The following is a 26474-nucleotide window of genomic DNA, read 5'->3' as shown; positions in this document are numbered from 1 at the left end:
ACAGAATGCTGAAGATATTCAAATATCTCAAGAAAAATGAATGGATGCTCGTGCTTTGCAGCCTGGCTTTCATTGTTGTGCAGGTATGGCTTGATCTGAAGCTGCCTGATTATATGGCGGAAATTACGACCAAGCTGCAAACGGAAGGAACGCCTATGTCGGAACTGCTGATTCCCGGCAGTTACATGCTGTTGTGTGCCGTCGGCAGTATGATTGCATCTATTATTGTCGGCTATTTCGCGGCGAAGGTGGCGGCAGGGCTGGCCATGCGTCTGCGTGCGATGGTCTTTGATAAGACCCTATCCTTTTCGATGGAAGAGATGAACAGCTTTTCGACGGCAAGCCTCATCACCCGCTCCACGAACGATGTTACCCAGATTCAAACGGTGGTTGCGCTGGGGCTGCAGGTGATCATCAAGGCACCGATACTGGCCGTGTGGGCCATTGTGAAGATTGCGGATAAAAACTGGCAGTGGACCGCCTCTACTGGAGCGGCCGTGGCTGCCCTGATCCTGATGCTGAGTGTCATTGTTATTTTCGCTCTCCCAAGTTTCCAGAGAATCCAGCGTCTCACCGATAATCTGAACAAGGTAACACGTGAGCATCTGACCGGACTTCGGGTGGTGCGCGCTTATAATGCAGATCAGTATCAGGAGCAGAAGTTCGAGCAGGCCAACGTCGAATTGACGAATACAAACCTGTTTGCGAACCGGTTAATGACGATGATTGGCCCGGGTATGACCTTTATTATGTCGGGTCTGAGTGTCTCTATCTATTGGATCGGCGCTTACCTCATTAACGGCGCGGCCGTGCCGGACCGCATTACGCTGTTCTCCAATATGGTCGTATTCTCCTCATATGCGATGCAGGTGGTCATGGCCTTTATGATGGTAAGTATGATATTCATCCTGATGCCTCGCGCTTCGATCTCTGCCAAACGGATCATGGAGATATTGAATACCGAATCCAGCATCGTTAACGGGCATGAGACGGCTGGAGAAGAGGGCGTTATGGGTCAGGTTGAATTCCGTAATGTCAGCTTCAAATATCCGGACGCGGATGAGCCTGTGCTTCGCAACATTAGCTTTACGGCGAAACGGGGCGAGACGGTTGCCTTTATTGGCGCAACAGGCAGCGGCAAAACCAGCGTAATCAATTTGATTCCCCGTTTCTACGATGTGACCGAGGGAGAGGTGCTCGTGGATGGTGTGAATGTCAGAAACTATAAGCAGCAGGCACTCCATAACAAAATCGGGTATGTCCCTCAAAGAGCCGTGCTTTTCAGCGGTACGGTGGCATCCAACGTTTCGTATGGCAATAACGGAAAAGAAGGAGCTTCGGAAAAACTCGTTAAAGCAGCCATAGAGATTGCCCAAAGCACGGAGTTTGTCGAAAAAATGGACGGTCAGTATCAGGGACGGATTTCACAAGGTGGAGCTAACGTGTCCGGTGGTCAAAAGCAGCGTCTGTCCATTGCGCGTGCCATCTACCGTCAGCCGGAGATTTATATCTTCGATGATTCCTTTTCAGCACTGGACTACAAAACAGACCGGATTCTGCGCTCGGCTCTCAAAAAAGAAACTGACCATGCTACCACACTCATTGTTGCTCAGCGCATAGGCACCATTAAAGACGCTGACCGAATTATCGTACTGGAACAGGGTGAGGTTGTAGGAAGCGGCACACATGATGAGCTGATGGCGAACTGCAGCACCTATCAGGAGATCGCTTATTCGCAGCTTTCGAAGGAGGAACTCGTACATGGATAAGAATGAACACACCGTCGACAGCCAGCATATGAAAACGAAACAGCGAGGTCCCATGGGTGGAGGTCCTTCGGGGGGCATGGGTGCTGGTGGAAAAGCGAATGATTTTAAAAAGACCATCAGCCAGCTTTTATCCTACATCAAGGCCTATGTGCCCATCATTATACTCTCTATGGTGCTGGCCCTAGTCGGTTCCGCCTTCAACGTCATTGGTCCGAGTAAGCTCAGCGATATTGCCAACCTGATCCAGGAAGGAATCGTAACAGGCGTTGATGTGAGTGCTATCCAGAAAATTGTTCTTGTTTTGGTACTTTTGTATGGTCTTGGTCTTATCTTTAACTATTTCCAAGGCTTCATTACGGCGACTGTGTCACAGCGTCTTACAAAGAAGATGCGGACAGAGCTGTCCCGAAAAATCAATCATATGCCTTTAAAATATTTTGATGCTACGAGCTATGGTAATGTGCTCAGCCGTGTGACCAACGATGTCGATACCATCGGACAAACGTTAAACAACAGTCTCGGCACGCTTGTCAGCGCGCTGGCAACCTTCGTAGGCGCCTTGATTATGATGCTGTATACAAACTGGATCATGACCGTTACCGGGATTGTAGCTACGCTGATCGGTTTTTCCCTGATGACCGTGATTATGAAGCATTCACAGAAATATTTTGTAGCACAGCAAGCGGAACTTGGCCAGATCAACGGTCATATCGAAGAAACCTATGCCGGTCATAACGTAGTCAAGGTATATAACGGAGAAAAAGCAGCCAAGGAAGAGTTCCATGGCATTAACAGCCGCTTATATACAAATGCATGGAAGTCCCAGTTCATGTCTGGCCTGATGATGCCGGTTATGATGTTCATCGGGAATTTCGGTTATGTCGCGGTCTGTGTCGTGGGCGCTTTGCTGGTAAACCAACATGCTATAACGATCGGAACCATTGTGGCCTTCATGGTGTATATTCGTCTGTTTACACAGCCCTTGTCACAGTTGGCACAGGCCGCAACCAATCTGCAATCGGCGGCTGCCGCCAGTGAACGTGTATTCGAATTTCTGGGTGAAGAAGAATTGGCGGATGAGAGCGACAAGACCAAGAAGCTGGACAACGCCAAAGGGGATGTCGAATTCAAACATGTCCGTTTCGGTTATAACGAAGACCGTATGATTATCAAAGACTTCTCCATGAAAGCTGAAGCCGGTCAGAAAATTGCCATTGTTGGTCCGACAGGCGCCGGTAAGACGACGCTCGTGAATTTACTCATGCGGTTCTATGAGCTGAACGGCGGAGAAATCTATATTGACGGAACCCCGATCAGCCAATTAACACGTGAGAATATTCATGAATTATTCTGTATGGTGCTGCAGGATACCTGGCTGTTTGAAGGAACGATCCGTGAGAATATCGCCTTTTCCAAAGAGCATGTTACCGATGAACAGGTGGAAGCCGCATGTAGAGCGGTGGGGCTGCACAGCTTCCTTAAAACACTGCCGCAGGGCTATAATACGGTGCTGGACGACAAAGCCAATCTCTCTGCTGGTCAAAAGCAATTGATTACCATTGCAAGAGCCATGATTGAAGATGCACCCATGCTCATTCTAGATGAGGCCACAAGCTCGGTCGATACGCGTACGGAATTGCTGATTCAACAAGCGATGGACCGGCTTACCGTAGGGAAAACCTCCTTTGTGATTGCCCACCGCCTCTCGACGATCAAGAACGCCGATATGATTCTGGTCATGAAGGACGGTGACATTATCGAAACAGGTAACCATAAGGAATTGCTGGCTAAAGGCGGCTTCTATGCCGATCTATACAACAGTCAGTTTGAACATGCATCCTAATAATAACCAGTCCTTATTGAAAAACAGGGTAGTAGCCACTAATAGCATATCAAGGTAAAAGAGAGACGTGTCTGGATGATCGCTGCGAAGGGCGATCCAGACACGTTTTTGGTGTGCTCAAAAGCTGTCAAGCATTTCAAGCTTGCGCTGAATAATTGCAAGATTTAGTGATAGTGATTTGTATGGTCGAATTTTTTCTTGGGATCAGGATTTTTTCAGCTTTCCATTAGACCAATTAACTGTTATATTCAGACGTTTACTGTTATACTTCATTATTGTTATAATACAATAAATTTCATAGTACAGTATAGAACACAGGAGATGATTGGATTGGAATACAAATTTTCGGGTATGGCTCGTACTCAGGGCTCGTCCATCGTTAGGGACATTTTGAAGCTGACACAGGGAACAGAAGTGTTATCCCTGGCAGGTGGTCTTCCGGCCGATGCCTTTTTTCCCATCGAAGCCGTTGCTCAAGCCTATGAGCGGGTATTCCGTCTCGGCGGTACTACCGCGCTTCAATACGGTCTAACCGATGGATATATTCCTCTACGGGAACGCCTTACAACCATAATGGCATCCCAAGGCATCTCCGTCACCAGAGATAACATCATCATGACGACGGGCTCACAGCAGACTATCGATCTGGTTTCGCGTGTGCTGCTTGATCCACAGAATACTGTATTGGTGGAGTCCCCTACTTATTTGGCAGCTCTTCAGGTGTTTAAGTCCTATGGCGCCAACATTGTAAGTGTAAATACAGACTCCAACGGTATGCAATTAGATGATCTTGAAGCCAAGCTCAAGGACTATCAGCCTAAATTCGTGTATGTTATCCCAACTTTCTCCAACCCGGCGGGGAGTGTATGGAGCATGGACCGCAGAGTAGGCGTTGTTGAGCTATGCCGTAAATACGGAACTTTGATTTTTGAGGATGATCCTTACGGACGTCTCAAATTTGACGAAAACCTTAACTTCCCTACCCTTTTATCCATTGACCAGCAGCAAGGTGGAGATAGTCATGTCATGTACACCTCTACGTTCTCCAAAACCGTTGCTCCTGGTGTTCGTTCTGGATGGCTGGTTGCTGATCAAGCGATTGTCAATAAAGTCTCGAAGGCCAAACAATCTGCTGATCTGCACTCCAGCAGTATCGATCAACGTGCTTTAAATGAGCTCTTGGACTTTTTTGATTTGGATGGACATATTCGTACCGTATCCAGCGAATATCACTCTCGTATGCTACGCCTCACAACACTGATGAAAGAACGTCAATGGGAAGGCATTACGTGGAATGATGCACTTGGCGGCATGTTTATGTGGGTCACTTTACCCGAAGGCTTCCGTTCCGGTCGCTTGCTGGAACTGGCCATTCAGGAAGGCGTCGCATTTGTGCCAGGACAAGTATTTTATGCTGATCTGAGCGGCAGTAACCATATGCGGATCAACTTTACGCATACCGATCCTTCACTGCTTCCTGAAGCGGTTAACCGTTTGGATCGGGCATTGAAGATGTATACAGAAGAAAGATTGGAAAAAAGCGTGCGCTGATGAAGGTTGGTAGGCAGGCACGCGAGAACGCTTCGCGAATCATTTGATCTTACGATCGCTGCGCTTCTCCGGATTCAAATGCTCCGCTACGCTGACTACGTGCCTCATCCCCGGACGTTTTTACGATAGAGGGAATGAGTAGATAAAAAAACAGAATGAAATAGACCTAAACATACACGTACGCTGCGTAAAATACTGTATACAAAAAAAGGTTCAAGCCTGATTCCCAAAGGAATATGGCTTGAACCTTTTTTTTGTAATTCATTAAATACATTTGGATTCCAAGTTTTCATGCAAACAGTCATTTAAAAGGTTAACATCATACATTTTAAGGTGTTGCAGTGTGGAAAGTTTTCCGTAAGCCGGGTTCTGTGCTATTCGTGGTTCAGACGGGAACTACCCTCCCACTACAAGCGACAATCATCTATCTAGGCCGAATATTGCTATCCGGCTCCAGCGACCAACCTAGACACGCCTCGGGCTAAGGCCGCTTCGCGAAGAAGCTGTGTCCCATTAGGTCTTGCTCCAGATGGGGTTTACCAGGAACGAAGTCACCAGCGTTCCTCGGGGTCTCTTACACCTCGGTTCCATCCTTGCCTGTGCCGCAAGCGGCCATCGGCGGTCCATTTCTGTGGCACTATCCTTCAACTCGCGCTGACTGGACGTTATCCAGCATCCTGCCCTATGGAGCCCGGACTTTCCTCTCGCGGTTCACACCGCCAGCGATTGTCTGTTAAACTTTCCGAACAACATTACATAGTATACAGGGAACGCACGCTCGACACAACCCTAAAAATATTGTAAATTAGCAAGCTTCCTTTATTTGTTCAAATAAAACGGGTGTACCCTCTTTTGTAATGTATCATCTGCCACAAAATAAGTAGAGCGACCCACGTATAACGGAATATGAAGCTTGCTAAATTCAGGTATGCCTTCATCCAGAAAGAGTTCATCGTCCCGGTAAGTTTGCTGTATCTCACCGACAATCCAATCATGATCTCCATAGGTATGACTATCCACCACTTTACACTCATAAGCAAGATAAGCATCCAGCAATACAGGGACATCCACAGAAATTCCGTCCTCATATGCAATCTCGAAATGCTGAAACTTATCTATATCTCTACCGCTAAAGGTACCTACAGCCTGAATCCATTCCGATCTGTGGGCGGGCAAAAATTGAACACCGAAGCCTCCGCTTTTTTCAATCAGACCATGCGAATACGTTTCCTTCCGCAACGAAATGCCATACATGCCCGGTGATGATCCGATATATGTATGCCAGCCAGAAGCCATTACATTCTGCACGCCGTTATGACGGGAAGTAACAATAGCAACCATCCCCGGATAGGCATGGATCGCAGGATCAGCAATTAAAGTTCGCATACAACCTCTCCCCTATGAACTAAAAGTAATGAAACACTTTCATCTTCTCATAGAAGTTAAGCTTTTACAAAAATTGAAAAGGCTCTGTATTCACCTCAGATACATGTACTTCCGTAGAGTATCGGCCTTCTTCCAACCGTTTGCGCATCCATTCTGCGGTTTTAGGCTTCATAATCTTCTCTGCGTTATGACCAGGGTCAATGATGGCAATGCCAGCCATAAGGGCATCCTGAGCCGTGTGATAGTCGATATCACCCGTAACTAAGACGTCAGCTCCTTTGAAAATCGACTTGTTTACATAGCGGCTGCCAGAGCCTCCGAGCACGGCTGCTTTTTTAATTGTACGGCCCAAGTCGCCCACTACACGTACATGCTCGACGTTGAAGCCTTCTTTCACATCATTGACAAACTCGCGTAACGTGCGGGCTTCCTTGAGCTTACCCACCCGTCCCAGGCCAAATGTGCGGCCCTGCAAATCTATATGGTACAGGTCATAGGCCACCTCTTCATAAGGATGAGCTTTGAGCATCGCCTGGACAACTTTGTTGCGCACACCCTGTGGTACAACCGTCTCTATGCGTACCTCTTCGCTGCGTTCCATTTTACCTGGCTCACCCAAAAACGGCTGTGTGCCTTCACCCGGCACGAAAGTTCCATAGCCATCAATGTTAAAGCTGCAATGGCTGTAATTGCCGATATGTCCGGCTCCCGCACCCAGCACAGCGTCCAACACCTGTTGATGATGTGTTTTCGGTACGAAAACGACGAGCTTGAACAATTGCTCCGTGTGGACATCCTCCAGCGTACCTTCACTTTCAATGCCCAATGCTTCCGCCATCCAGTCGTTCATACCATCCTCTGCCGTATCCAGATTCGTGTGACTGATGTAAACCGCTATATCGTTCTTAATCAGCTTTTCATACAATCTGCCTGCAGGCTGATCCGTATTCAATGCTTTGAGTGGACGGAATATGATAGCATGATGGGCGATAATGAGGTCGGCCTTTACTCGGATCGCCTCTTCAACAACCTCATCATTGACATCCAGAGCTACCAGTATGTTTTTGATTTCCTTTTGCAGGCTGCCAAGCTGAAGCCCGATTCTGTCGTCCGGAACTGCCAAATATTTTGGAGCCAGCTGTTCCATATAGCTAATTACCGTTTGTCCTTTGGCAAACATGCAAGTACCTCCTCTAGCTGTTCAATTTGCTTGCGTAATTGTTCCTGCTTTTGCTGCGCCGATTCCTGCTCTGATCGCGCCAACTGCGCAAGCACATTTTGGAGCTTATGAATTTCCAGCTTCCATTTACGGAAAAAGACTTCGTTGGGCTCTCTGACCAGCAACGGTCCAAGCTGTTCCAGCCAATTCTGCGTCAATACTAGCGAGCTACCGGTAAGGGCTAACGGTCGGTATAGCTTTTCCTGCTTCACAGGACTATCCGACACGGGTACAGCCGTCAAAACTTCATATATCTTTCCGTCTTCTTCCATAATATGCTCGCCTGTCAATACCCATTGATGCTCGATCAGCCATCGGCGCAAAATATCCTCGCCTACGTTTGGCTGTAAAATAAGACTCTTCACTGAATCCAACTTGTCTTTCCCCTGCTCCAAAATGGAAGCGATTAAGGCACCGCCCATGCCTGCTATCGTAATAACATCAACCTCATCGGCTGTAATTACGGCCAAGCCGTCGCCTTTTCTAACGGTTATGCGGTCAGTAAGACCTGCTTCGGCGACCTGCTTTTGAGCCGCTCGCAACGGCCCATCATTGACTTCGCCCGCCACAGCTTGCGTTACCCGACCACTGCGCATCGCAGCCACAGGCAAAAGCCCATGGTCAGAGCCAATATCCGCTAATCTGCTCCCGGCAGGAATTTGTTCCATAATATATTGTAATCGTTGAGAAAGCTTCATGACGTCACCCACGTAATCCATTTTTTTCGAGTCCAAAATAAAATTCCTACAACAATAGCCAACTTCAATAAGGCGTACAATACAACATCTCCCGGCGCTTGATGGCGCAGCACGATCATGTCTGCTTCAGGCATGAAAACCAGTGTCATTCCGATAGCAAAATAGACCGAAGCCAGACGTGAAAAGCGACGGTGTACCCACCAGCTTAACCATACCAGCAATGCTACATGTAAAATCCAAAATCCCTCCAGCATTACGTGAGAAGCCGTAGGCCAGTAGCGGCCTATAAGTACTGCGTACACCAGAAGCAGCGCAATAAAGCCACAGTAGTGAAGCAAGCTGATACGCAGAGTTAAGCCCACAAGGCACCATACCAGTCCGCACAGACCGACCAGAACAAGAAACCAAAATTTAGGCTCACCTTGGTGAAGCTGAATAATCCACACACCTGAACCCAGCATAATCACACTGCCCAAGGTACTCAGCATGGCGCTCATGCTCTGCTCTGAAGAACGCCAAACAGCGGCTACTCCATAGCAGATCGCGATTACTGCACATGCCGAGAATATTTGCATTGCCAACGGAAAAGCGGTAAAATAAAAACCGATCAAACAAATGCAGGAAATAATGACAAAACCAAGAAGCCAGGCGATTCCATGCCCGTTTCGAAGATATGTAAGCAGCCCGGTCCCAGTGTGACTTCGGCTTTGTGATGGATTATCGTCCTCTCGATAGAGGTTAGACAAAAAATCACAATATTGCTCAGGGAGAAGCCGACTTCGCCGCCAATGCTCAATTTCATGTAACAGTATTGCCCGTTTTTTCTCTTGGTCCAAGCTTTTCCCCTCCACCAAGGCTGCCATGGGATAAAAAAAGACCCTCTGCGCGCTCCAAGCCGCAGAAGGTCCGCAATGTTACGCTTCTATTCGAGGAAATCCTTCAGTCGCTTACTGCGGCTTGGATGGCGCAGCTTACGCAGCGCTTTAGCCTCAATCTGACGAATACGTTCGCGTGTTACACCGAATACTTTACCCACTTCCTCAAGGGTCCTGGTTCTACCGTCGTCCAAACCAAAACGGAGACGCAATACGTTCTCTTCCCGTTCGGTCAACGTATCCAGCACATCCTCAAGCTGTTCCTTCAGAAGTTCATAGGCAGCCGCATCCGCAGGCGCCAGCGCTTCCTGGTCCTCAATGAAATCCCCCAAATGTGAATCATCTTCTTCACCAATTGGCGTTTCCAATGAAACCGGTTCTTGGGCAATTTTCATAATTTCCCGTACTTTCTCCACGCTTAGCTCCATCTCCGCAGCCACTTCTTCCGGCGTAGGTTCACGCCCCAGCTCTTGCAACAATTGACGAGATACCCGAATCAACTTGTTGATCGTTTCCACCATGTGCACAGGAATACGGATTGTTCTTGCCTGATCAGCTATAGCGCGCGTAATGGCCTGACGAATCCACCAGGTTGCATACGTACTGAATTTAAATCCTTTTTCGTAATCAAATTTTTCTACTGCCTTAATCAGACCCATGTTACCTTCCTGAATCAGATCCAGGAAAAGCATTCCACGGCCAACATAACGCTTGGCAATACTTACAACCAGACGCAAATTCGCTTCTGCGAGTCGACGTTTGGCTTCTTCATCACCATTGTTGATCCGTTTCGCCAGCTCCACCTCATCATCAGCAGAAAGAAGCGGTACACGGCCGATTTCCTTCAAGTACATCCGGACCGGATCATTGATTTTAATACCGGGAGGCAGGCTCAGATCGTCATCGTAGTTAAAGTCATCCCCGTCGTTGTTTTCCGGGTCGTCGTTTTGACGCAATCTGGTAACTTCTTCGTCGTTATCGTTTACAACCTCAATCCCCAAGTCACCCAGCTGCTCATAAAACTCATCCATTTGCTCGGGGTCCTGATCAAACGACGATAGTTTTTCCATGATATCTTTGTAGTTCAGAGAGGAACTTTTTTTACCCAACTCAATCAATTGATCCTTAACCTGATCCAGTGTCAGTTCCGTCTCCAGTTCAGTATGCTGATCATTCGCCATCTTTCGACTCCCTCCTCCCTAGAAACATCCGACCTCTGTGTGTTCATTGTCTCTCTAGGGCTATAATCTCACTTGCAATTTGTGCTGCACGCAAAAAGTCACCTAAGCGCTCAGCGGCTCTCATCTCTTCCCTCTTCAAATCCAGTTGCTCCTGCAATGGAAATTTGCGCACCTGATGAATATAATCGTCCAAAATGTGCGGTGCCCATACGCCTGGAGCATCCATCATCATGATCGAGCTTACGTTTTTCTCCAGCCGATCATCTTGCAAAGATGAAATAAAGCGGCTTGTATCTGGTAACTTTCCTTGTGCGTAATAGGCGTATAGATAAGCAGCAATTGCTGCATGATCCTCAATATTAAAGGCGTCCCCCAGATGCTGTTCTACATACTGTGCAGCTTCTAAATCCTGCATCATCCAGTGAAGCAATCTGCGTTCCGCCACATGGTAAGCCGGCAGCAAATTTGGTGTAACGACCTGCCCTTTTTTATGCCTACCATTATTCCACCGATTTTCGTTATTATCCCCAAAGTCCTGTTTTTTTTGCAGGGACTGGCGGAGTAAATTACATTCTTGCTTTAAGGTTTCAAAATCCACCTTGACTTCGGCTGACACTTCGCGCAAATACACTTCCCGCTCGGTCGGGGATGACAGAGGTGCAATGACATTTAATGCTTCGCGGGAATACGCGATTCTTCCTTCTTCCTCTTGCAGTATATGGTTTTTTTTCAGATATATAAGCTTAAATTTCACCGTTGAAACGGCACTTTCGATAATTTGGCGCTGAAACCTTTCCCCGCCGTATTGCCGGATAAAATCATCCGGGTCCATACCGTCGCTGACCAGCGCTACTTTAACGTGAAGCCCCGCATTTTCCAGCAACGGAAAATTCTTAAGCGCAGCAGCTTGTCCTGCCCGGTCACCATCATAGCAAATAATGACCTCGTCGCACAGTCCCTTTAACATCGTAGCATGATGCTCCGTCAAAGCTGTGCCCATAGCGGCCACCCCGTTCTGCACACCTGCTTCCCAAGCTGAGATAACATCGCCGTATCCTTCAAAAAGGACACTCTGACGAAGCTTGCGAATCGAGGTCTTTGCATGGTGGAGGTTGTACAGTGTCCGGCTCTTGTTGAACAGTTTGGTTTCCGGTGAATTCAAATACTTGGGCTGTCCTTCACCAAGAATGCGGCCCGCAAAGGCAATTATTTTTCCATTTCGGTTCCAAATAGGAAACATAATGCGATCCCTGAACCGATCCACATACCCATCATCCTCATGTCGGGGAGAGATAAGCCCGCCCTTTTCCATCTCAACAGGATCGAAAGAACGCTTCTCCAGAAACTGGACAATCGTATCCCATCGGTTAGGTGCATAGCCAATTTGAAATTGATCAATGATCTTGTCAGTAAATCCCCGTGACCGCAAATACTCCATAGCCGGTTTGCCATGCTCCGTATTCTTAAGGAGAAAATGGTACATCTTAGATGTTAGCTCGTACGCTTGCAACAACCTGTCCAACTCAGGATGCTGATGCGTTGACTCACGTCCCTGCCATTCGCCGAGAGGGATATGACTTTCTTCCGCCATTGTTCTGACAGCTTCGGGAAAGGATAGTCCTTCGATTTCCATCATAAATTTGATGGCATTGCCTCCCGCGCCGCAGCCGTAGCAGTAAAAAATCTGACGATCCGGTGTCACGGTGAATGAAGGGGTTTTTTCGGAATGAAAAGGACAGAGGCCTTTCATATACTTCCCCTGCTTGGTCAAATGCACGTACTTGCTTACCGTATCTACGATATCATGATGTTGTAAAACCGACTCAATGATATCGTCCGGTATGTTGCCTTGTCCAGCACTCATGTTAACCACCTTCATCTCTTTAGCACGTAAATATAATTCGATACCGTTATTCATTCTCCTGCAAGAAGAGTAAAAGTTTTGTCAGTTTATGTTGAAAAACTTCACGATCCTCTGATGTAAACGGTTTGGGACCCTTTCCATAACGTCCTTTTTTCCTTTCCTTGGCAGAAGTATGACGGCGATCGAGCATAAAATCAATCGAATCGTTTCGATACATCGTTCCGCGAAATGACATAACCTCACAGCCTTTAGCCAAAGCGAGTGCCGCAAGACCGTAATCGTTGGTGGTTACAATATCCCCTCGACGGATATGATTAGCAATATAGAGATCAGCGCTTTGGTCGCTCCGGTCCACTTTTACGACGGTCACGCCTCCGCTGCCCTGGATAAGATGATCATATGAAGATACCATAATAACCTGAACATGAAAACGGGTAGCTGTATCCGCAATTTCGCTTTTGACAGGACAAGCGTCTCCGTCAACAACGATCCGCACATCCGATAAACCTCCGGATATTCCCACAAGCATCCCCCTTCTCCATACGGATTCGAGTAAAATACGGAACGGCTGCAAGATCGCTCTTACACCGTTCCGTATATTTATACCCATTTTTTCAAGTTATTCATACTATTACAGCTACGATTAGCCCACGAGTTTGGAAAAATCGGCAAAACGCTTCAGCTCTCTATCAATGGCGGCCAGCAATGCCAAACGGTTATTACGGATCGCATCATCCTCAGCCATAACCATTACGGAATCAAAGAACGCTGTCACCGCAGGAGTAATGGACGAGGCAAGTGCTAAAGCTCGCGTAGCATCGCCTTCCTGCAAGGCTGTATGATAAGATTCATAAACGCCGTACCATGTTTCATAGAGCGTTTTTTCGCCCTGTTCCGTAAATTCACCCGTATTAACTGATGCATGAACAGCTTTTGCAGCCAAATTGCCTACACGGTTAAACGACTCTACCGTTGCTTTAAAGGTATCTCCCGTTTGTACCGCATTCATCAGGGCTGCTCCGCGATCAACGACAGAAGCAACATCATCAAATCCGGCAGCAAGCACAGCGTCTACGACGTCATAACGAAGCGTCTCGGACAACAGTTTTTTCACACGCAAACCAAAGAATTCATGTAACTCTTTACGAATTTCATCGGCAGAACGTTTCATATTTCCAAGGTTGTCGTGTACGTCAAGTGCAATATTGAACACATCAGACAAAGTTGCCGAAAGATTACGATCCAGTAAAATTTGCACAATACCTGCGGCCTGACGGCGAAGCGCATAAGGGTCTTGCGAGCCTGTCGGAATAATACCGATGGAGAAACAGCCGGTGATCGTATCAATTTTGTCAGCAATACTCACAATAGCTCCAGCGTTCGTAGAAGGAACCGTTTCTCCGGCAAAACGCGGCTGATAATGCTCAAATACCGCTCTCGCCACTTCTTCCTTCTCTCCAGCCTTACGGGCATAATCCTCACCCATAACCCCTTGCAGTTCCGGGAATTCATATACCATTTGCGTTACCAGATCAAACTTACAAATATCTGCTGCCCGACTAACCGACTCCAGTGTATCCGGGGAAACCCGCAGCTTCTCAGCTAAAGCATCGGCAATGCGACGAATCCGACGTACCTTGTCTCCAACCGATCCCAATTCCTCGTGGAAAACGATACTTTCCAGCTTGGAGAGCGCATCCTTGATTTCCAGTCTCTGATCTTCTTCATAAAAGAATTTGGCATCAGATAGCCGTGCGCGCAATACTTTTTCGTTCCCTTTGGAAATGACATCCAGCGATTGACTTCCACCGTTACGTACAGTAACAAAGTATGGCAGCAGCTCTCCCGCACGATCCAGCACCGGGAAATAGCGTTGATGCTCACGCATGGAAGTAATCAGCACATCCTTCGGAATGTTGAGGAACGATGGATCAAAACCTCCAAACAGTACCGTCGGCGTTTCGACCAGATACAGTACTTCTTCCAGCAGATCATCCTTAACCGCGATCGTCCAGTCTTTTTCGGCTGCCAATGCTTCAATCTGCTTCACAATAATGGACTGGCGTTCGGCAATATCCACAATGACATGCTGTTTACGAAGCGCCTCAACATAGTCTGCCGGACTTTCCACAACAGTATCCTGCCCGAGAAAACGATGTCCTCTTGTCACATTCCCGGATTGAACCCCGGCAATTTCCAGGTTAACAATATCGTTACCAAACAAGGCGATCAACCAGCGAATTGGACGAACAAACTTAAAGTCATAGCTGGCCCAACGCATAAATTTAGGGAAAGTCATGGCATGCAAAATGTGCAATAAGCCTTCGGACAGCACTTCCGCTGTCGGTACACCTATACTGCTCTTGGTCGCGTAAATATACTCCACGCCTCCAAGCTCCTTGAATGTAAACTGTTCAGGATCAACACTTTGGCTACGGGCAAAGCCGAGAGCTGCCTTGCTCCAATTGCCGGCTTCATCAAGTGCGATTTTGCGGGAAGGACCCTTCACTTCTTCGTTAATATCCTCCTGCTTTTCGGCTACTTCCTTAACCAGCACCGCCAGACGACGAGGGGTAGCATAAGCTTCTACATCACCATGAGCAATACGTGAGCTGTCCAGCCAAGCAGTCATACGCTCCTTCAACTGCTGAATCGCAGCAGGGATAAAACGGGCGGGCACTTCTTCCAAACCGATTTCAAACAGCAAATCCTTAGACATGTGCCGCACCTCCTTTCTTCAACAGCGGGAAGCCGAGCTTCTCGCGTTCCTCCAGATAAGTTGCAGCCACCTGACGGGCCAAATTCCGTACACGCATAATAAATCCGGTTCGTTCCGTTACACTGATTGCACCGCGGGCATCCAACAAGTTGAACGCATGAGAGCATTTCAATACATAATCGTAGGCTGGAAATACAAGATGCTGCGCCATGGCTTTATTCGCTTCTTCTTCATACATATTAAAAAGGGTGAAAAGCATTTTGACATCAGATACTTCAAACGTATATTTAGAATGCTCAAATTCAGGCTGGTGGAAAACATCACCATACGTGATGCCATTAACCCACTCGAGATCGAATACGTTCTCCTTGTCCTGAATGTAGGACGCAAGACGCTCCATACCATACGTAATTTCAACCGCAACCGGACTGGCATCGATGCCGCCCACTTGCTGAAAATACGTGAATTGGGTAATTTCCATACCGTCCAGCCATACTTCCCAGCCTAATCCCCATGCTCCCAGCGTTGGCGCTTCCCAGTTATCTTCAACGAAGCGAATATCATGCTCCAGAGGATTAATACCAAGGCGGTTCAAGCTCTCCAGATACAACTCCTGAATGTTATCAGGCGATGGCTTCAAAACAACCTGAAACTGGTGATGCTGATACAGACGATTTGGATTCTCTCCATAACGTCCATCTGCGGGCCGGCGGGACGGCTCGACATAAGCTACGTTCCACGGCTCAGGTCCAATCGAACGCAAATACGTCATCGGGTTCATTGTGCCTGCCCCTTTTTCCGTGTCATACGGTTGTACAATAATACAGTTGTGCTCAGCCCAAAATTGTTGCAGTGTCAAAATCATCTGCTGAAAATTCATGGTACACACTTCCCTTCCAAATTACCTCAAATGGTGGTGATCATTCTTCGTAAAGCTTCTATGTACAGGGCCGCCGACTTCCAACAAGCCTCGCCAGAGACAGCAAAAAACCCCCGCCTCTACGCCTGTACAGACGTAGGGACGAGAGCTGACTCCCGCGGTTCCACCCTACTTGATTGCAGTCCTCCATCACCAGCCAGACCGTAATCCTCTTTTCCGTGTCCAATCAGATGCTCCCGAGTGCCTTGTTCACGAAGATTTCCCGCCGGGCTTACACCATCCCCGACTCGCTTACTCTAGAGAATAAACTCCGCTACTTTCTCGTTCAATGCCTCTGCTCCCGAAGGAGATATATAGTAAAATACTACACGTTTTCAGCAGCACAGTCAAGGGAGCAGGAGGTTTCACATATCATACTTGTCGAGCTGGTCCAGAAAATTGCGGGATTTCAGCTTGACCTCCAGCTGCGTATCCATGAACTGACGCATGACATGTTTGATTTCCAGCTTGGTCGAGTCCTTCACATCGATGTTGCCAAGCCGGTTTAAATCCATTCTCGCGAACAAACGTAACAACTTCAACGTACGCGGTGTGACACTCAATGCAGCCGGATCAAAATGCTTATAGCCTCGACACAAAACTCCGCCCAGCTTCGGACTGATAAACATATCTTCATCAGCACACTGTTGTCCGCTGGAAATACAGGCATCAAGCTGGGGAGCATATCCGGCCGCCTGCAATATTTTAAATTCATAAATGCTCATGACGATCAGCGGATCTTTGCCGCTCTCCAACGCTTCCAGACATGCTTTAAGCTGCTTAAACCAGAAGGTGCCCGTTTCTTCATCATGTAGTACCCGGTCGAGCAATTCACAGGCATATGAGGCGTAAGCGGCCTTGGTAATATCCTCGCGCAGTGTATGGTGGGATTGGATAATTTCACCGGCATTCAACGTGCCTAAGCCGGTATTTCGAAAAAAAACAAATTCACCATACGTAAACGGCTGCGTTAAAGCGGCATGACGACTTTTGGGCTTCTTGGCTCCTCTGACCAGCACGCCTGTCTTACCGCCGCTTTCGGTGCAAAGCGTAATAATTTTGTTCCCCTCACCGTAATCCATGCTGCGGATGACGATTCCTTCCACCCTGTAAAGCATGCCTCTTCCCCCAAACATTCGCGAAGAAGCCAGTGACTCGCGCTATTCACGGGCTTCTTCATGCTCGTCCGACTCTCCTTCATCCGTGTCTTGCTCCCTTGTCACGGCGCTCTCCCTGTATAACAGATACGCACCGACATCCCCAGTCATCGCAAAATACTTCCACGAAAAATCTCGCAATCGTATTCATCCTTTCTTCGGAAATGACGTTTGCATCTCAAAATTAGAATGATGCGAAGAGAGGTGAAGTATGCGATGAAATAAATGGATTGCGTTAAAAAAGGCTGCTGTATGCGGGGTGGGCCGCCGCTCCGCTACAGCGTGCATACAGTTACACTACCTTTTTTAAAGCATTCATTTTTTCAGTGCTGGAAATGAGGGTAAGGGAAGTGCAAGAGTTAAGCGCCGCAAAGGCCCGGCGCTTGAATTACCAAAGACACTTTACCTTCTGCCTGTGGTAGTGAATAGACAGTCGGGACGGCTTTTTTTATGGTGCCTAAAAGACTAAACATACTTGGTTTAACTAATTTAAAACTCAATTTTAAGGTCCCTTAAGGAACTAAAGCGTGAAATATAACATGCTTTTTAAGCGTCGCGGTGGAAGCCGAGGTCACGCAGTACACGATCCTGGTTACGCCAGTCTTTTTTGACCTTTACCCACAGTTCCAGAAAAATTTTAGATCCCAGCAGGTTTTGGATATCTACACGTGCCTGTTTGCCCACTTCCTTGAGCATAGCTCCCTGCTTACCGATAATAATTCCCTTCTGGGAATCCCGCTCTACAAAGATGACTGCCATAATATGCACTACGCCGTTGTCCTGTACCTTCATGTCTTCAATCATGACTGCAATCGAATGCGGTACTTCCTCACGAGTCATATGCAAAATCTTTTCCCGTACCAGCTCGGCAATGACGAACTGCTCCGGATGGTCGGTAATTTGGTCATCCGGGTAATATTGTGGACCTTCAGGCAAGTATTTCTGAACCTGCTCCAGCAAACGGTTCACATTGTTGCCCATTTTAGCCGAGATCGGCACAATTTCTGCAAAGTCGTACAGCTTGCGATACTGCTCAATCAGGGGCAGCAGTGCTTCCGGCTCAATACGGTCAATTTTATTTAAAACCAGAATAACTGGCGTTTTTACCTGTTTCAGCTGCTCGGCAATAAAACGGTCGCCTCCGCCTAATCCTTCAGCGGCATCAATAAGAAAAAGTACAGCCTCAACTTCGCCCAACGTATTAAAGGCTGTCTGATTCATGTAGTCGCCCAGTTTAGACTGGCGCTTATGAATGCCCGGTGTGTCCAAAAATACAATTTGCGTGTCCTCTGTAGTGAATACCCCATGTATTTTGTTACGTGTGGTTTGGGGCTTGTCCGACATGATGGCGATTTTCTGGCCGATGACATGGTTCATCAGAGTTGATTTCCCTACATTGGGTCTGCCGACAATCGCAACAAAGCCTGATTTAAAGTGTTTCTTAGCCATTTCGTTTCCTCCAGCACTATTAAGCGCCTATTTTTTTGGTTTTTGGGTTAGGTCTTTTCTATAGTATATGATTACAAAAATGTGTTTTTCCATTAAAAAAGCTGACTAATCAAGGTCAACAACGGCCTGTAAAACACAAATATACCAATAATTACAGCAAAAACCGCTGCCAGGAGCACAGCTCCGGCGGCGGTGTCTTTAGCCGCTTTGGCCAGCGGATGGATATCAGGCGAGATTAAATCTATCGCCGCTTCAACAGCGGTATTGATCAGTTCGGCTACGATTACCATGGCAATCGCCACAGAGACGAATAACCAGTCGAGCCGGGAGATGCGCAGGCTTAAGCCTGCTGCGATGACGAGAAACGCCAAGACCACATGTATCCGCATATTTATTTGCGTGCGCAGAGCATACATCACGCCTTCTGCGGCATAACGAAAAGTCATTCTCCAAGGCTGACGTCTCATTACCGTGTCAACCCCACTTGAGCCAGTACCGCCTCTTGCTTGCCCATCATTTCAGCCTCACTAGCTTCATCCTGATGATCATAGCCCAGCAAATGCAGAAAGCCGTGAACAAACAAAAATCCGATTTCACGCTCAATGGAATGACCGTACTCCTCACTTTGAGCCTGAGCTGTCTGAACGGAAATAATAATATCCCCCAGCACATCCGGCACATCATTCAGCGGTCCTTCGTCATCCGGCTCATAGATGATTTCAAGCTCTTCATCCAGTGTTTCCTTCATGGCAAATGACAGCACATCGGTTGGACGGTCGATTCCCCGATAATCCCTGTTTAATTCATGAATTTGCTCATCATTCACGAAGGTGAGGGCAACCTCACCGTCCGTCACCCCTTCCACCTTGCCTGCTTCCTCCAATAGAGTGTTCAGCAAACCAATCAAGGATTCATTAATTACCATATCGTTTTGTTCATTATTCCAAGCTAATTGAAGGCTCATGCCAACCGCTCCTTTTAATTCTAATGCTCCGCCGCACTTCATGCACAAGCCTATTATGCTATGTTTTCCCGCTCTCAGGCTTTGGTCTTTCTTCGGGATACTCAATCCGGGAATGGAAAGTTCCCATCACGGTTTCTTTAAGAGTTTGAGCCACAATATCAAGCTCCCGCATCGTTAGCTCACAATCGTTGAACTGGTGATCATCAAGACGACTTTTAATAATTTTTTCAATCATCGACTCCACCTGTTCCACTGTTGGTTTCCGCAGGGAACGGACGGCTGCTTCCACACTATCAGCAATCCCGACTACAGCGGCTTCCTTGGACTGGGCTTTTGGCCCAGGATAACGAAAATCATCCTCGGTAAAGTCTGGCTCTACGCCCTGTTCTTCCGCCTCACGCAGCGCCTTATGATAAAAATAGTGCAGAAATGTCGTTCCGTGATGCTGCTCGGCAATATCGCGAATCGGCTTGGGCAGCTTGTAATCCAATTGCATTTCCACACCATCACGGGCATGGGCAATAATGATGGACTTACTCAGCTTTGGCTCTATCGTATCATGCGGATTATCCATACCGTTCTGATTTTCAATGAAGTACGAAGGCCGTTTTGTTTTACCAATGTCATGATAATACGAACCGACCCGGCACAACAAGCCGTTAGCACCTATAGCCTCCGCTGCTGCCTCTGACAGATTACCTACCATTACGCTGTGGTGATACGTACCCGGTGTCTCTGTAAGCAGCTTGCGCAGTAGCGGATGATTCGGGTTAGACAGCTCAACCAGCTTCAGCGCTGACAAAATGCCAAAGGTAGACTCAAAAAATGGCATTAGCCCAATAACAAGTATCGCTGTAATCAAACCGCCCGCAAAAGCAAAAGCTACCGCATAGAGCGTCGTCGTTTGAGTCCAGTTGCTTTGGTCGATCAGCGCCAGAGTGAAGACCGACACGGCGCCGAACAAGCATACCATAATCGCTCCTTTGAACAGCGTTGAACGCTGACTGGCTCGATGCGTCGAGAAAATCGACGCAAGACAAACCACAAGGGCAAAAAATCCGAAGTTAAAATCAAAAATTTGTCCTTGTCGGACATTCAAAATGACACTTGCCAATATACTGAATATAACGGCACAAACGAAGGCCAGTGACATATCGAGTAACAACGTTACGAGCATGGCTCCAAGCGCGATAGGCGCCAGATAGCCAAGATAAGACCGTTCACCGTCCTGCAATATGGCGGTTAACATCATTGCGCCTACCGTGATCACAAAAATCAACACCAGCATGAGCAACTGCGCATTGTTATACTTGAAACGGCGTGTTCGTGATTGGAACTGGCGAATATACATAAACAGGCCCAAGGCCAGCATCGCAGACAGCATCAACAGACCAAATTGCGGCCAATAGTTGATCTTGTCCTTTAGCAGCTCGTTTTCATCCAGTAAAGTGTAGATTTCCTGGGTAATAATCTCGCCTTTCTTGACGAGCACTTCACCCTGTTTGATATAGACTGTCGGTGTATCTTCACGGGCCTGTACCCTGGCGTCCTTCGTAGCTGTATCATCATAAAACTTGTTGGCCGTAATCACAAGCCTTGCAAGCTCCTGAACGACTTCACGAGAGGTGCGCTTGGTAAGCGTACTCGTACTGACCCGCTCGGCCACCTTGGCTCGGGCTGTTTGTGCATCTGTAATCTGATCGTTCATCAATCCGGTCACGATTTCACGGGCTACCGGTCGCATCTCGGCAATATCCTCTGACGTGAGACGCGGAATTTTGATAAAGGTTTCCTCTGGAATCCGGTATGTCTGCTCTTTTGTTTTTTGCAGCACTTCGTCCAATAGCTTTTCCGGGTAGGCATCGGCATTACGGCTATTGTTTACAAAATTTTGCACAAATTCCCGCGCACGCTGAGGAATCTCGTCTTTGTAAATAGAAATTTTATCGGATCTGGAAACCTGGTCATCCTGATTAAGCCGTTCAATTCGGTCCAAAATACCAGTAATCAGGTTATCGTTGCGAATCGGTACAATCGTATACATCGGCTGTACCCGTTCTGCAGACTCTTCCTGAGCCTTTAACGTCGCTTTGCTGTTGGGAAGTTGCATCGGAGCAACAATTTCCTTTTCACTTGGCTGGTTTACCCGAATGTCATAGCGCTCGGGAAGCAGCTTTGAGGCTAAACCGATGTAAAAAAGAACCACTAAAAATAAAAACAGAAGATAGCGTGTTGCCACGCTATACTTCCATCCACTCATTCTATGCTGGAACGTTTTGCCCTTAGACAATTCCTTCGAGGTCATCTGAAACAATCCCTCTCCATCATCTTTTTCAAGACAGCTACGCTGCTTATTTTCATACTTCTGATAGCTTCACATCCGTGATATGAAGGCTTATCCCTGATTTTCGGCAACCTGGTCGTAAGCCACTATGATTTTCTGAACCAGGGAGTGACGGACAACATCCTCTTGTGCAAAATGTACGAAGCCTATTTCCTCAATTCCCTGTAAAATCGCATTCGCTTCAATCAGACCGGATTTTTTGCCACGAGGCAAATCAATTTGCGTAACATCACCGGTGATGACCATTTTGGAGCCAAAGCCCAGTCGGGTCAAAAACATTTTCATTTGCTCCGGCGTGGTGTTTTGCGCTTCATCCAAAATAATGAACGAATCATCCAGCGTACGTCCCCGCATATAGGCCAGCGGCGCGATTTCAATCAGCCCGCGCTCCAGTGCCTTTGCTGTCTGCTCCGGTCCCATAACATCGTACAACGCATCATACAACGGGCGCAGATAAGGATCAACCTTTTCCTGCAAATCCCCTGGTAAAAAGCCCAAATTCTCGCCTGCTTCCACCGCAGGACGGGTTAATACAATACGCTTGACCGAACCTTCCTTCAGAGCAGCTACGGCCAGCACCACGGCCAAATACGTTTTACCCGTACCTGCCGGGCCAATTCCAAATACGATATCGCGTTTTTTTATCGTGGTTACATAGTGCTTTTGTCCAATTGTTTTGACACGGATCGGCTTGCCCCGGAAGGTGGTCGTGATTTCTCCCTTGAACAGATCAAGCAATTGATCGGCGCGTAAATCTTTTGCCAACTCAATCGCATAATGGACGTCTCTTTCGGTCAGGATATATCCATTACGAATTAACTGGAGTAGTACATCGAACAATTGTTCGAGCACTTCCACCTCATGTGCGTTGCCAAAAATATTGATTTCCGCCTCACGTGAATCCATTTTTGCGGGAACAGCCGCTTCAATCAATTTTAAAAAGGAATCCTGCGGGCCGAACAGCGCCTGTCCTTCTCCCGCATTGTTCAATGCAATTTGTATGCTGCGTTGTTGTTCTGCCAAATAGCCTCATTCTCCTTGGTTATGAACTAGCGGAAGTTCTTCCGCAATATTCTGTTCCACTTCAAAAAGCACTTTCATATAAACTTTACCATTCTCTCTCTTCTCATGCAAAATTTTTTGGCTCATTATTTTGGTTCCTTTGCCGTATTTGGCTAAAATATTGGCTCGCGCCCCTTCTATTCCCCTATTTTGGGCTTCTGCTTCCGTAAGCTTATCCTCATGTATCTTTGTCTCCCTCACGTTTTCGGTCATCCAACCGACTGGAAGACGGAAGGAGCGCCACATCAAAGGGTCATGCTCAACTGTGGTTTTATGCGTGGAAAAAAGGATTTTTCCATATCCCCATAGCTGCACCGCGTGGTTGCCCAGCACCAGATACAGGCGTTCGTGATTGTTTCCAGTATATGTGCTGCTGCGTCGCACCGTCGGACTGCTGATTTCGTACTCATGCCACACGAGGCCCTTAATCTCCCCCTTGGCTACAACCTGCTGTTGATTCTCCTCATCCCCGAGCGTTCCCGAGATAAGAATGGCTCCTTTTTTGACACGTGTATTTTTATGCACGACAGGACGACCCTGCTCGGCAAAAATTTCAGTGACTACCGCATCTGCCTTGCTGATGAGATGACGTGGACTGTAGAGCGGCTCAGGAGTAGGCTGTGAGGCCTCAACGACCTGAATCGTCACCGAGGTGCCCTGCTTCTCAACACCGATCCAGGACGCCTCAGGGAGCTTCTGCATGAGCGCACGCGAAAGCTTGTCCTGACTGGAAACACGGAAGCTCCATTGAAAAGGATACAGCCCCTCCTGACGGGCAGCCTTGAGTACAGCTTCCGTTGAGAGCTTGTCATTTCCCTTTACTTCAACATCCCAGATGAGCGAAGACATCAGGAACAGGCCTACCCAGAATACAGCCAGTCCAACCAGAAAAAATTTGCGTTTGGCAAGCCGCGCAACGGTAAAGGGAATTCCCTGTCGCTTCAAAATATGCATTTTGCAGCCTGTCCTTCTCAAAAACGGACGCAGAAGGAAGACGTGCGGCAGCAGAAGGTTCATTTCTGCATGTCTTGTACCCATCGGCCGCACGTTCCAAACAGGTATTTGATGCTCAGTGAGCAGATTAATGAAAGCTTCCACGCTCTCGCCCTTGACAGCAAGGGTAACCGTGCCACGCAACTTTGTTAAAGCGGGATGTTTCATGAGCCTTCCTCCGTTCCTTCCAATTGGATATCCGTAATGTGTCCTTCCACACTTACCTGCTCGGGCACAATAGACGTAATGACAAGCCCATGCCCCGTCACCCGCAACCTGCCCTGCGCAAGCGCAAGTACAAGCCGATCCGGCGTGAAGTCCACGACGCCCCGGTGATTCTCCACATAAAGCTGGCGGCTGCCAATGAGAGTTAACCTCGGCAGGTCAAATAAAATGTCCTGCGGAAGTTCCAGCGTCTCACTGGCCCACTTTCGCAGTTTGCGGCTCATCCGGCTCATACGAGGGAATCTCCTTTCCTGTCATGAAAAAAAATTTGTTTTCAAACGGCTAATAATTGTTTTTATGGCAGCTACGCTGCTGATTTTCGTCTCCTGTTATTGCCATCCGGTGGATCATAGTCATTTTCATGGCAGCTACGATGCTTTTTTAACCAATGCCGATGCCGCTTAGATATGGGCGTCATTACACCAGCGCCACAGATATCTGTACTGTACACTTTATGATCCAGCCGCCATATTTATGAAACGAAACTAACAATTCATCGTAGCTCTGATTTTGCATAGCAAGAGTCTGGATACTTGCAAAATGAAAAATGAAAAAGACAACCCCAATTCAAGCATCGATACGAGATTGTCTTTTCCTGATTTTATAGAGCCATTCTGTTATTTTTCGGAATCATGATTCAAAAGAGAGTTTTTTCTGGAATATAGAAAATAAACGGCCAGACCTATAACGAGCCAAATCAGAAAACGGATAAACGTTTGGCTATGTAAATTCAGGATGAGCGCCCCACACGAAATAATAGCCAAAATCGGAATATACGGAACACCCGGACATCGGAAGGCCCTGGGCAGATCCGGCTGCGTTCTTCGCATCACAATCACAGCGACAGAAATCAGTATAAAGGCTGAAAGAGTGCCGATGTTCACCAAACTCGCCAATTCATCCAGCGGAATCAACCCGCCCATTAATGCAGATAATGTACCAAAAAACAATGTGTTAATATACGGAGTTTTGTATTTAGGATGAACCTTGGACAATACTTTTGGTACCAGACCATCACGCGACATGGCAAACATAATACGGGTTTGGCCATAGAGCATGACCAGCATAACTGTGGTCATCCCTAAAATGGCCCCCACATCCACAATCCCTGCAACCCAGTTCTGACCTGCAACCTGCAAGACGAGTGACACCGGATGGGAAATACCTTCAAACTGCATAAACGGGACAATCCCTGTCATAATCCCGCTGACAATGACGTATAGAAGCGTACATATAATAAGTGAAAAAATAATGCCGCGCGGTAAATCACGAGCCGGATTTTTGGTTTCTTCTGCGGCAGACGAAACAGCATCAAAGCCGATAAAAGCAAAGAATACCAGCGCTGCGGCTCCAAGCACTCCACTGAACCCAAATGGCATAAAAGGCGTCCAGTTATCCGGTTTTACATATTTAAAAGCAACGAAAATAAATAATAAAATCACAGCAATTTTTACAATAACCATAATGTTGTTCATACGTTTCGATTCTTTGATTCCAAAGTAGAGCAAGGAGGTAATCCCCATCAAAATCAAAAAAGCAGGAAGATTAAAATAGGTGGTTTGATCTTTTAAAGCCCCTGGTGCCGCAGTGAATTCAAGGGGGATATGGATACCAAGTCCATTCAAAAATGATACAAAATAACCCGACCAGCCTGCGGAAACTGCACTGGCAGCAAGCATATATTCCAAAATCAAATCCCATCCGATAATAAAAGCCAGAAGTTCCCCCATCGTTGCATATGTAAAAGTATAAACAGAACCGGATACCGGAACGGTGGATGCAAACTCTGCATAAGCCAGTGCTGCAAATAGACAGGCAAGCCCCGCAACCACAAAAGAAATAATCAAACCCGGACCAGCCGTAACCGCTCCCGTGCCAGTCAACACAAAAATCCCCGTTCCGATTATAGCTCCAATGCCAAGCATCGTTAAATCAAAGGCACCAAGCTCTTTTTGAAGTGCTTTTTCACCCCGCGTTGCAGCAAGTAGCTGATCAATGCTCTTTTTTCTGAATAAGCTATTATTCATCCATCCCATCTCCCTAGACATGTAATATATACTTTTATACCTGGGTCACCTCACCTCGAAATTACGTTTATTTTCTCTAAATTTGGAGTAAATTTTCAGAAACACTATCTTTGAGAACATTATATATAAAAACAAATAAATGAAAACCGTTTTCGGAAAGCTCCATTCATTTTCTTACATTCGATCATTTTGCCTCTGTATTTTTTTCGAAAGTTCAGTATTAAACTAG

22 protein-coding genes and 1 other RNA gene are annotated in these 26474 nt (G+C 47.2%); 3 read left to right on the top strand and 20 right to left on the bottom strand.

Features of this window, described 5'->3' with window-relative positions; all coding sequences use genetic code 11:
- The first annotated feature begins 5 nt into the window (after positions 1–5).
- The 3 genes from ABH897_RS04040 to ABH897_RS04030 all read left to right on the top strand — a co-directional run bounded on the left by ABH897_RS04040 (position 6) and on the right by ABH897_RS04030 (position 5163).
- Entirely contained in the window at positions 6–1769 is a 1764-nt protein-coding gene (locus ABH897_RS04040; protein WP_404518742.1) for an ABC transporter ATP-binding protein, read from the top strand.
- Complete coding sequence (locus tag ABH897_RS04035; RefSeq protein WP_404591262.1) at positions 1762–3612, top strand: ABC transporter ATP-binding protein; 1851 nt, start codon at positions 1762–1764, stop codon at positions 3610–3612. The genes ABH897_RS04040 and ABH897_RS04035 overlap by 8 nt, the downstream gene beginning before the upstream one ends.
- Before the next feature lie 330 nt (positions 3613–3942).
- The gene (locus ABH897_RS04030) at positions 3943–5163 is read left to right on the top strand and encodes an aminotransferase-like domain-containing protein (RefSeq protein WP_404518739.1); all 1221 of its coding nucleotides are present in this window, start codon (positions 3943–3945) and stop codon (positions 5161–5163) included.
- Positions 5164–5506: 343 nt separating this feature from the next.
- Here the strand turns inward: ABH897_RS04030 and rnpB are convergent.
- The 20 genes from rnpB to bcaP form a co-directional block, all read right to left on the bottom strand.
- Positions 5507–5905: RNase P RNA component class A (gene rnpB / locus ABH897_RS04025), an RNA gene on the bottom strand.
- Between the two features lie 77 nt (positions 5906–5982).
- Complete coding sequence (locus ABH897_RS04020; protein ID WP_283652519.1) at positions 5983–6549, bottom strand: flavin reductase family protein; 567 nt, start codon at positions 6547–6549, stop codon at positions 5983–5985.
- Between the two features lie 64 nt (positions 6550–6613).
- A complete protein-coding gene (locus ABH897_RS04015) occupies positions 6614–7729 on the bottom strand; it encodes a Nif3-like dinuclear metal center hexameric protein (RefSeq protein WP_283652520.1) in 1116 nt (371 codons plus the stop codon).
- Positions 7705–8466, bottom strand: coding sequence for a tRNA (adenine(22)-N(1))-methyltransferase (locus ABH897_RS04010; protein ID WP_283652521.1), 762 nt, complete (start codon positions 8464–8466; stop codon positions 7705–7707). Before ABH897_RS04010 ends, ABH897_RS04015 begins: the two co-directional genes overlap by 25 nt.
- Complete coding sequence (locus ABH897_RS04005) at positions 8463–9302, bottom strand: hypothetical protein (protein WP_283652522.1); 840 nt, start codon at positions 9300–9302, stop codon at positions 8463–8465. Before ABH897_RS04005 ends, ABH897_RS04010 begins: the two co-directional genes overlap by 4 nt.
- An 86-nt stretch (positions 9303–9388) precedes the next feature.
- Positions 9389–10522 carry an RNA polymerase sigma factor RpoD gene (gene rpoD, locus ABH897_RS04000; RefSeq protein WP_014282481.1) on the bottom strand — a complete coding sequence of 378 codons (1134 nt, stop codon included), beginning with the start codon at positions 10520–10522 and terminating at the stop codon, positions 9389–9391.
- A gap of 43 nt (positions 10523–10565) precedes the next feature.
- Positions 10566–12440: a DNA primase gene (dnaG, locus tag ABH897_RS03995; RefSeq protein WP_404518733.1), complete on the bottom strand. Its 1875-nt coding sequence runs from the start codon at positions 12438–12440 to the stop codon at positions 10566–10568.
- Positions 12433–12915 (bottom strand): YaiI/YqxD family protein, encoded by a 483-nt coding sequence (locus ABH897_RS03990; protein ID WP_283652524.1) that lies wholly within the window; start codon positions 12913–12915, stop codon positions 12433–12435. Before ABH897_RS03990 ends, dnaG begins: the two co-directional genes overlap by 8 nt.
- A gap of 114 nt (positions 12916–13029) precedes the next feature.
- Complete coding sequence (gene glyS, locus ABH897_RS03985) at positions 13030–15105, bottom strand: glycine--tRNA ligase subunit beta (protein ID WP_283652525.1); 2076 nt, start codon at positions 15103–15105, stop codon at positions 13030–13032.
- Positions 15098–15985 carry a glycine--tRNA ligase subunit alpha gene (gene glyQ, locus ABH897_RS03980; RefSeq protein ID WP_283652526.1) on the bottom strand — a complete coding sequence of 296 codons (888 nt, stop codon included), beginning with the start codon at positions 15983–15985 and terminating at the stop codon, positions 15098–15100. Before glyQ ends, glyS begins: the two co-directional genes overlap by 8 nt.
- A 404-nt stretch (positions 15986–16389) precedes the next feature.
- Positions 16390–17142: a DNA repair protein RecO gene (gene recO, locus ABH897_RS03975; RefSeq protein ID WP_283652527.1), complete on the bottom strand. Its 753-nt coding sequence runs from the start codon at positions 17140–17142 to the stop codon at positions 16390–16392.
- Between the two features lie 42 nt (positions 17143–17184).
- Positions 17185–17322: a YqzL family protein gene (locus ABH897_RS03970; protein WP_013372137.1), complete on the bottom strand. Its 138-nt coding sequence runs from the start codon at positions 17320–17322 to the stop codon at positions 17185–17187.
- A gap of 405 nt (positions 17323–17727) precedes the next feature.
- Positions 17728–18630 carry a GTPase Era gene (gene era, locus ABH897_RS03965; RefSeq protein WP_283652528.1) on the bottom strand — a complete coding sequence of 301 codons (903 nt, stop codon included), beginning with the start codon at positions 18628–18630 and terminating at the stop codon, positions 17728–17730.
- A gap of 92 nt (positions 18631–18722) precedes the next feature.
- Complete coding sequence (locus tag ABH897_RS03960) at positions 18723–19097, bottom strand: diacylglycerol kinase family protein (protein ID WP_283652529.1); 375 nt, start codon at positions 19095–19097, stop codon at positions 18723–18725.
- Entirely contained in the window at positions 19097–19594 is a 498-nt protein-coding gene (gene ybeY / locus ABH897_RS03955; RefSeq protein ID WP_283652530.1) for an rRNA maturation RNase YbeY, read from the bottom strand. Before ybeY ends, ABH897_RS03960 begins: the two co-directional genes overlap by 1 nt.
- 58 nt (positions 19595–19652) lie before the next feature.
- Positions 19653–21899, bottom strand: a complete 2247-nt coding sequence (locus ABH897_RS03950; RefSeq protein ID WP_404591260.1) for an HD family phosphohydrolase — start codon at positions 21897–21899, stop codon at positions 19653–19655.
- A gap of 90 nt (positions 21900–21989) precedes the next feature.
- Positions 21990–22961: a PhoH family protein gene (locus tag ABH897_RS03945; RefSeq protein WP_014282491.1), complete on the bottom strand. Its 972-nt coding sequence runs from the start codon at positions 22959–22961 to the stop codon at positions 21990–21992.
- A gap of 6 nt (positions 22962–22967) precedes the next feature.
- On the bottom strand, positions 22968–24161 hold the full coding sequence (gene yqfD, locus ABH897_RS03940; RefSeq protein ID WP_404591257.1) for a sporulation protein YqfD: 1194 nt from the start codon (positions 24159–24161) through the stop codon (positions 22968–22970).
- Positions 24158–24451: a sporulation protein YqfC gene (gene yqfC / locus ABH897_RS03935; protein WP_025683268.1), complete on the bottom strand. Its 294-nt coding sequence runs from the start codon at positions 24449–24451 to the stop codon at positions 24158–24160. Before yqfC ends, yqfD begins: the two co-directional genes overlap by 4 nt.
- 384 nt (positions 24452–24835) lie before the next feature.
- Entirely contained in the window at positions 24836–26245 is a 1410-nt protein-coding gene (bcaP, locus tag ABH897_RS03930) for a branched-chain amino acid transporter BcaP (protein ID WP_283652534.1), read from the bottom strand.
- Positions 26246–26474: the final 229 nt, after the last annotated feature.

The sequence above is a fragment of the Paenibacillus sp. RC73 genome (genome assembly GCF_044908085.1).
Taxonomy (GTDB): Bacteria; Bacillota; Bacilli; order Paenibacillales; family Paenibacillaceae; genus Paenibacillus; species Paenibacillus terrae_A.
This window is presented reverse-complemented; position numbering and strand designations above follow the sequence as displayed.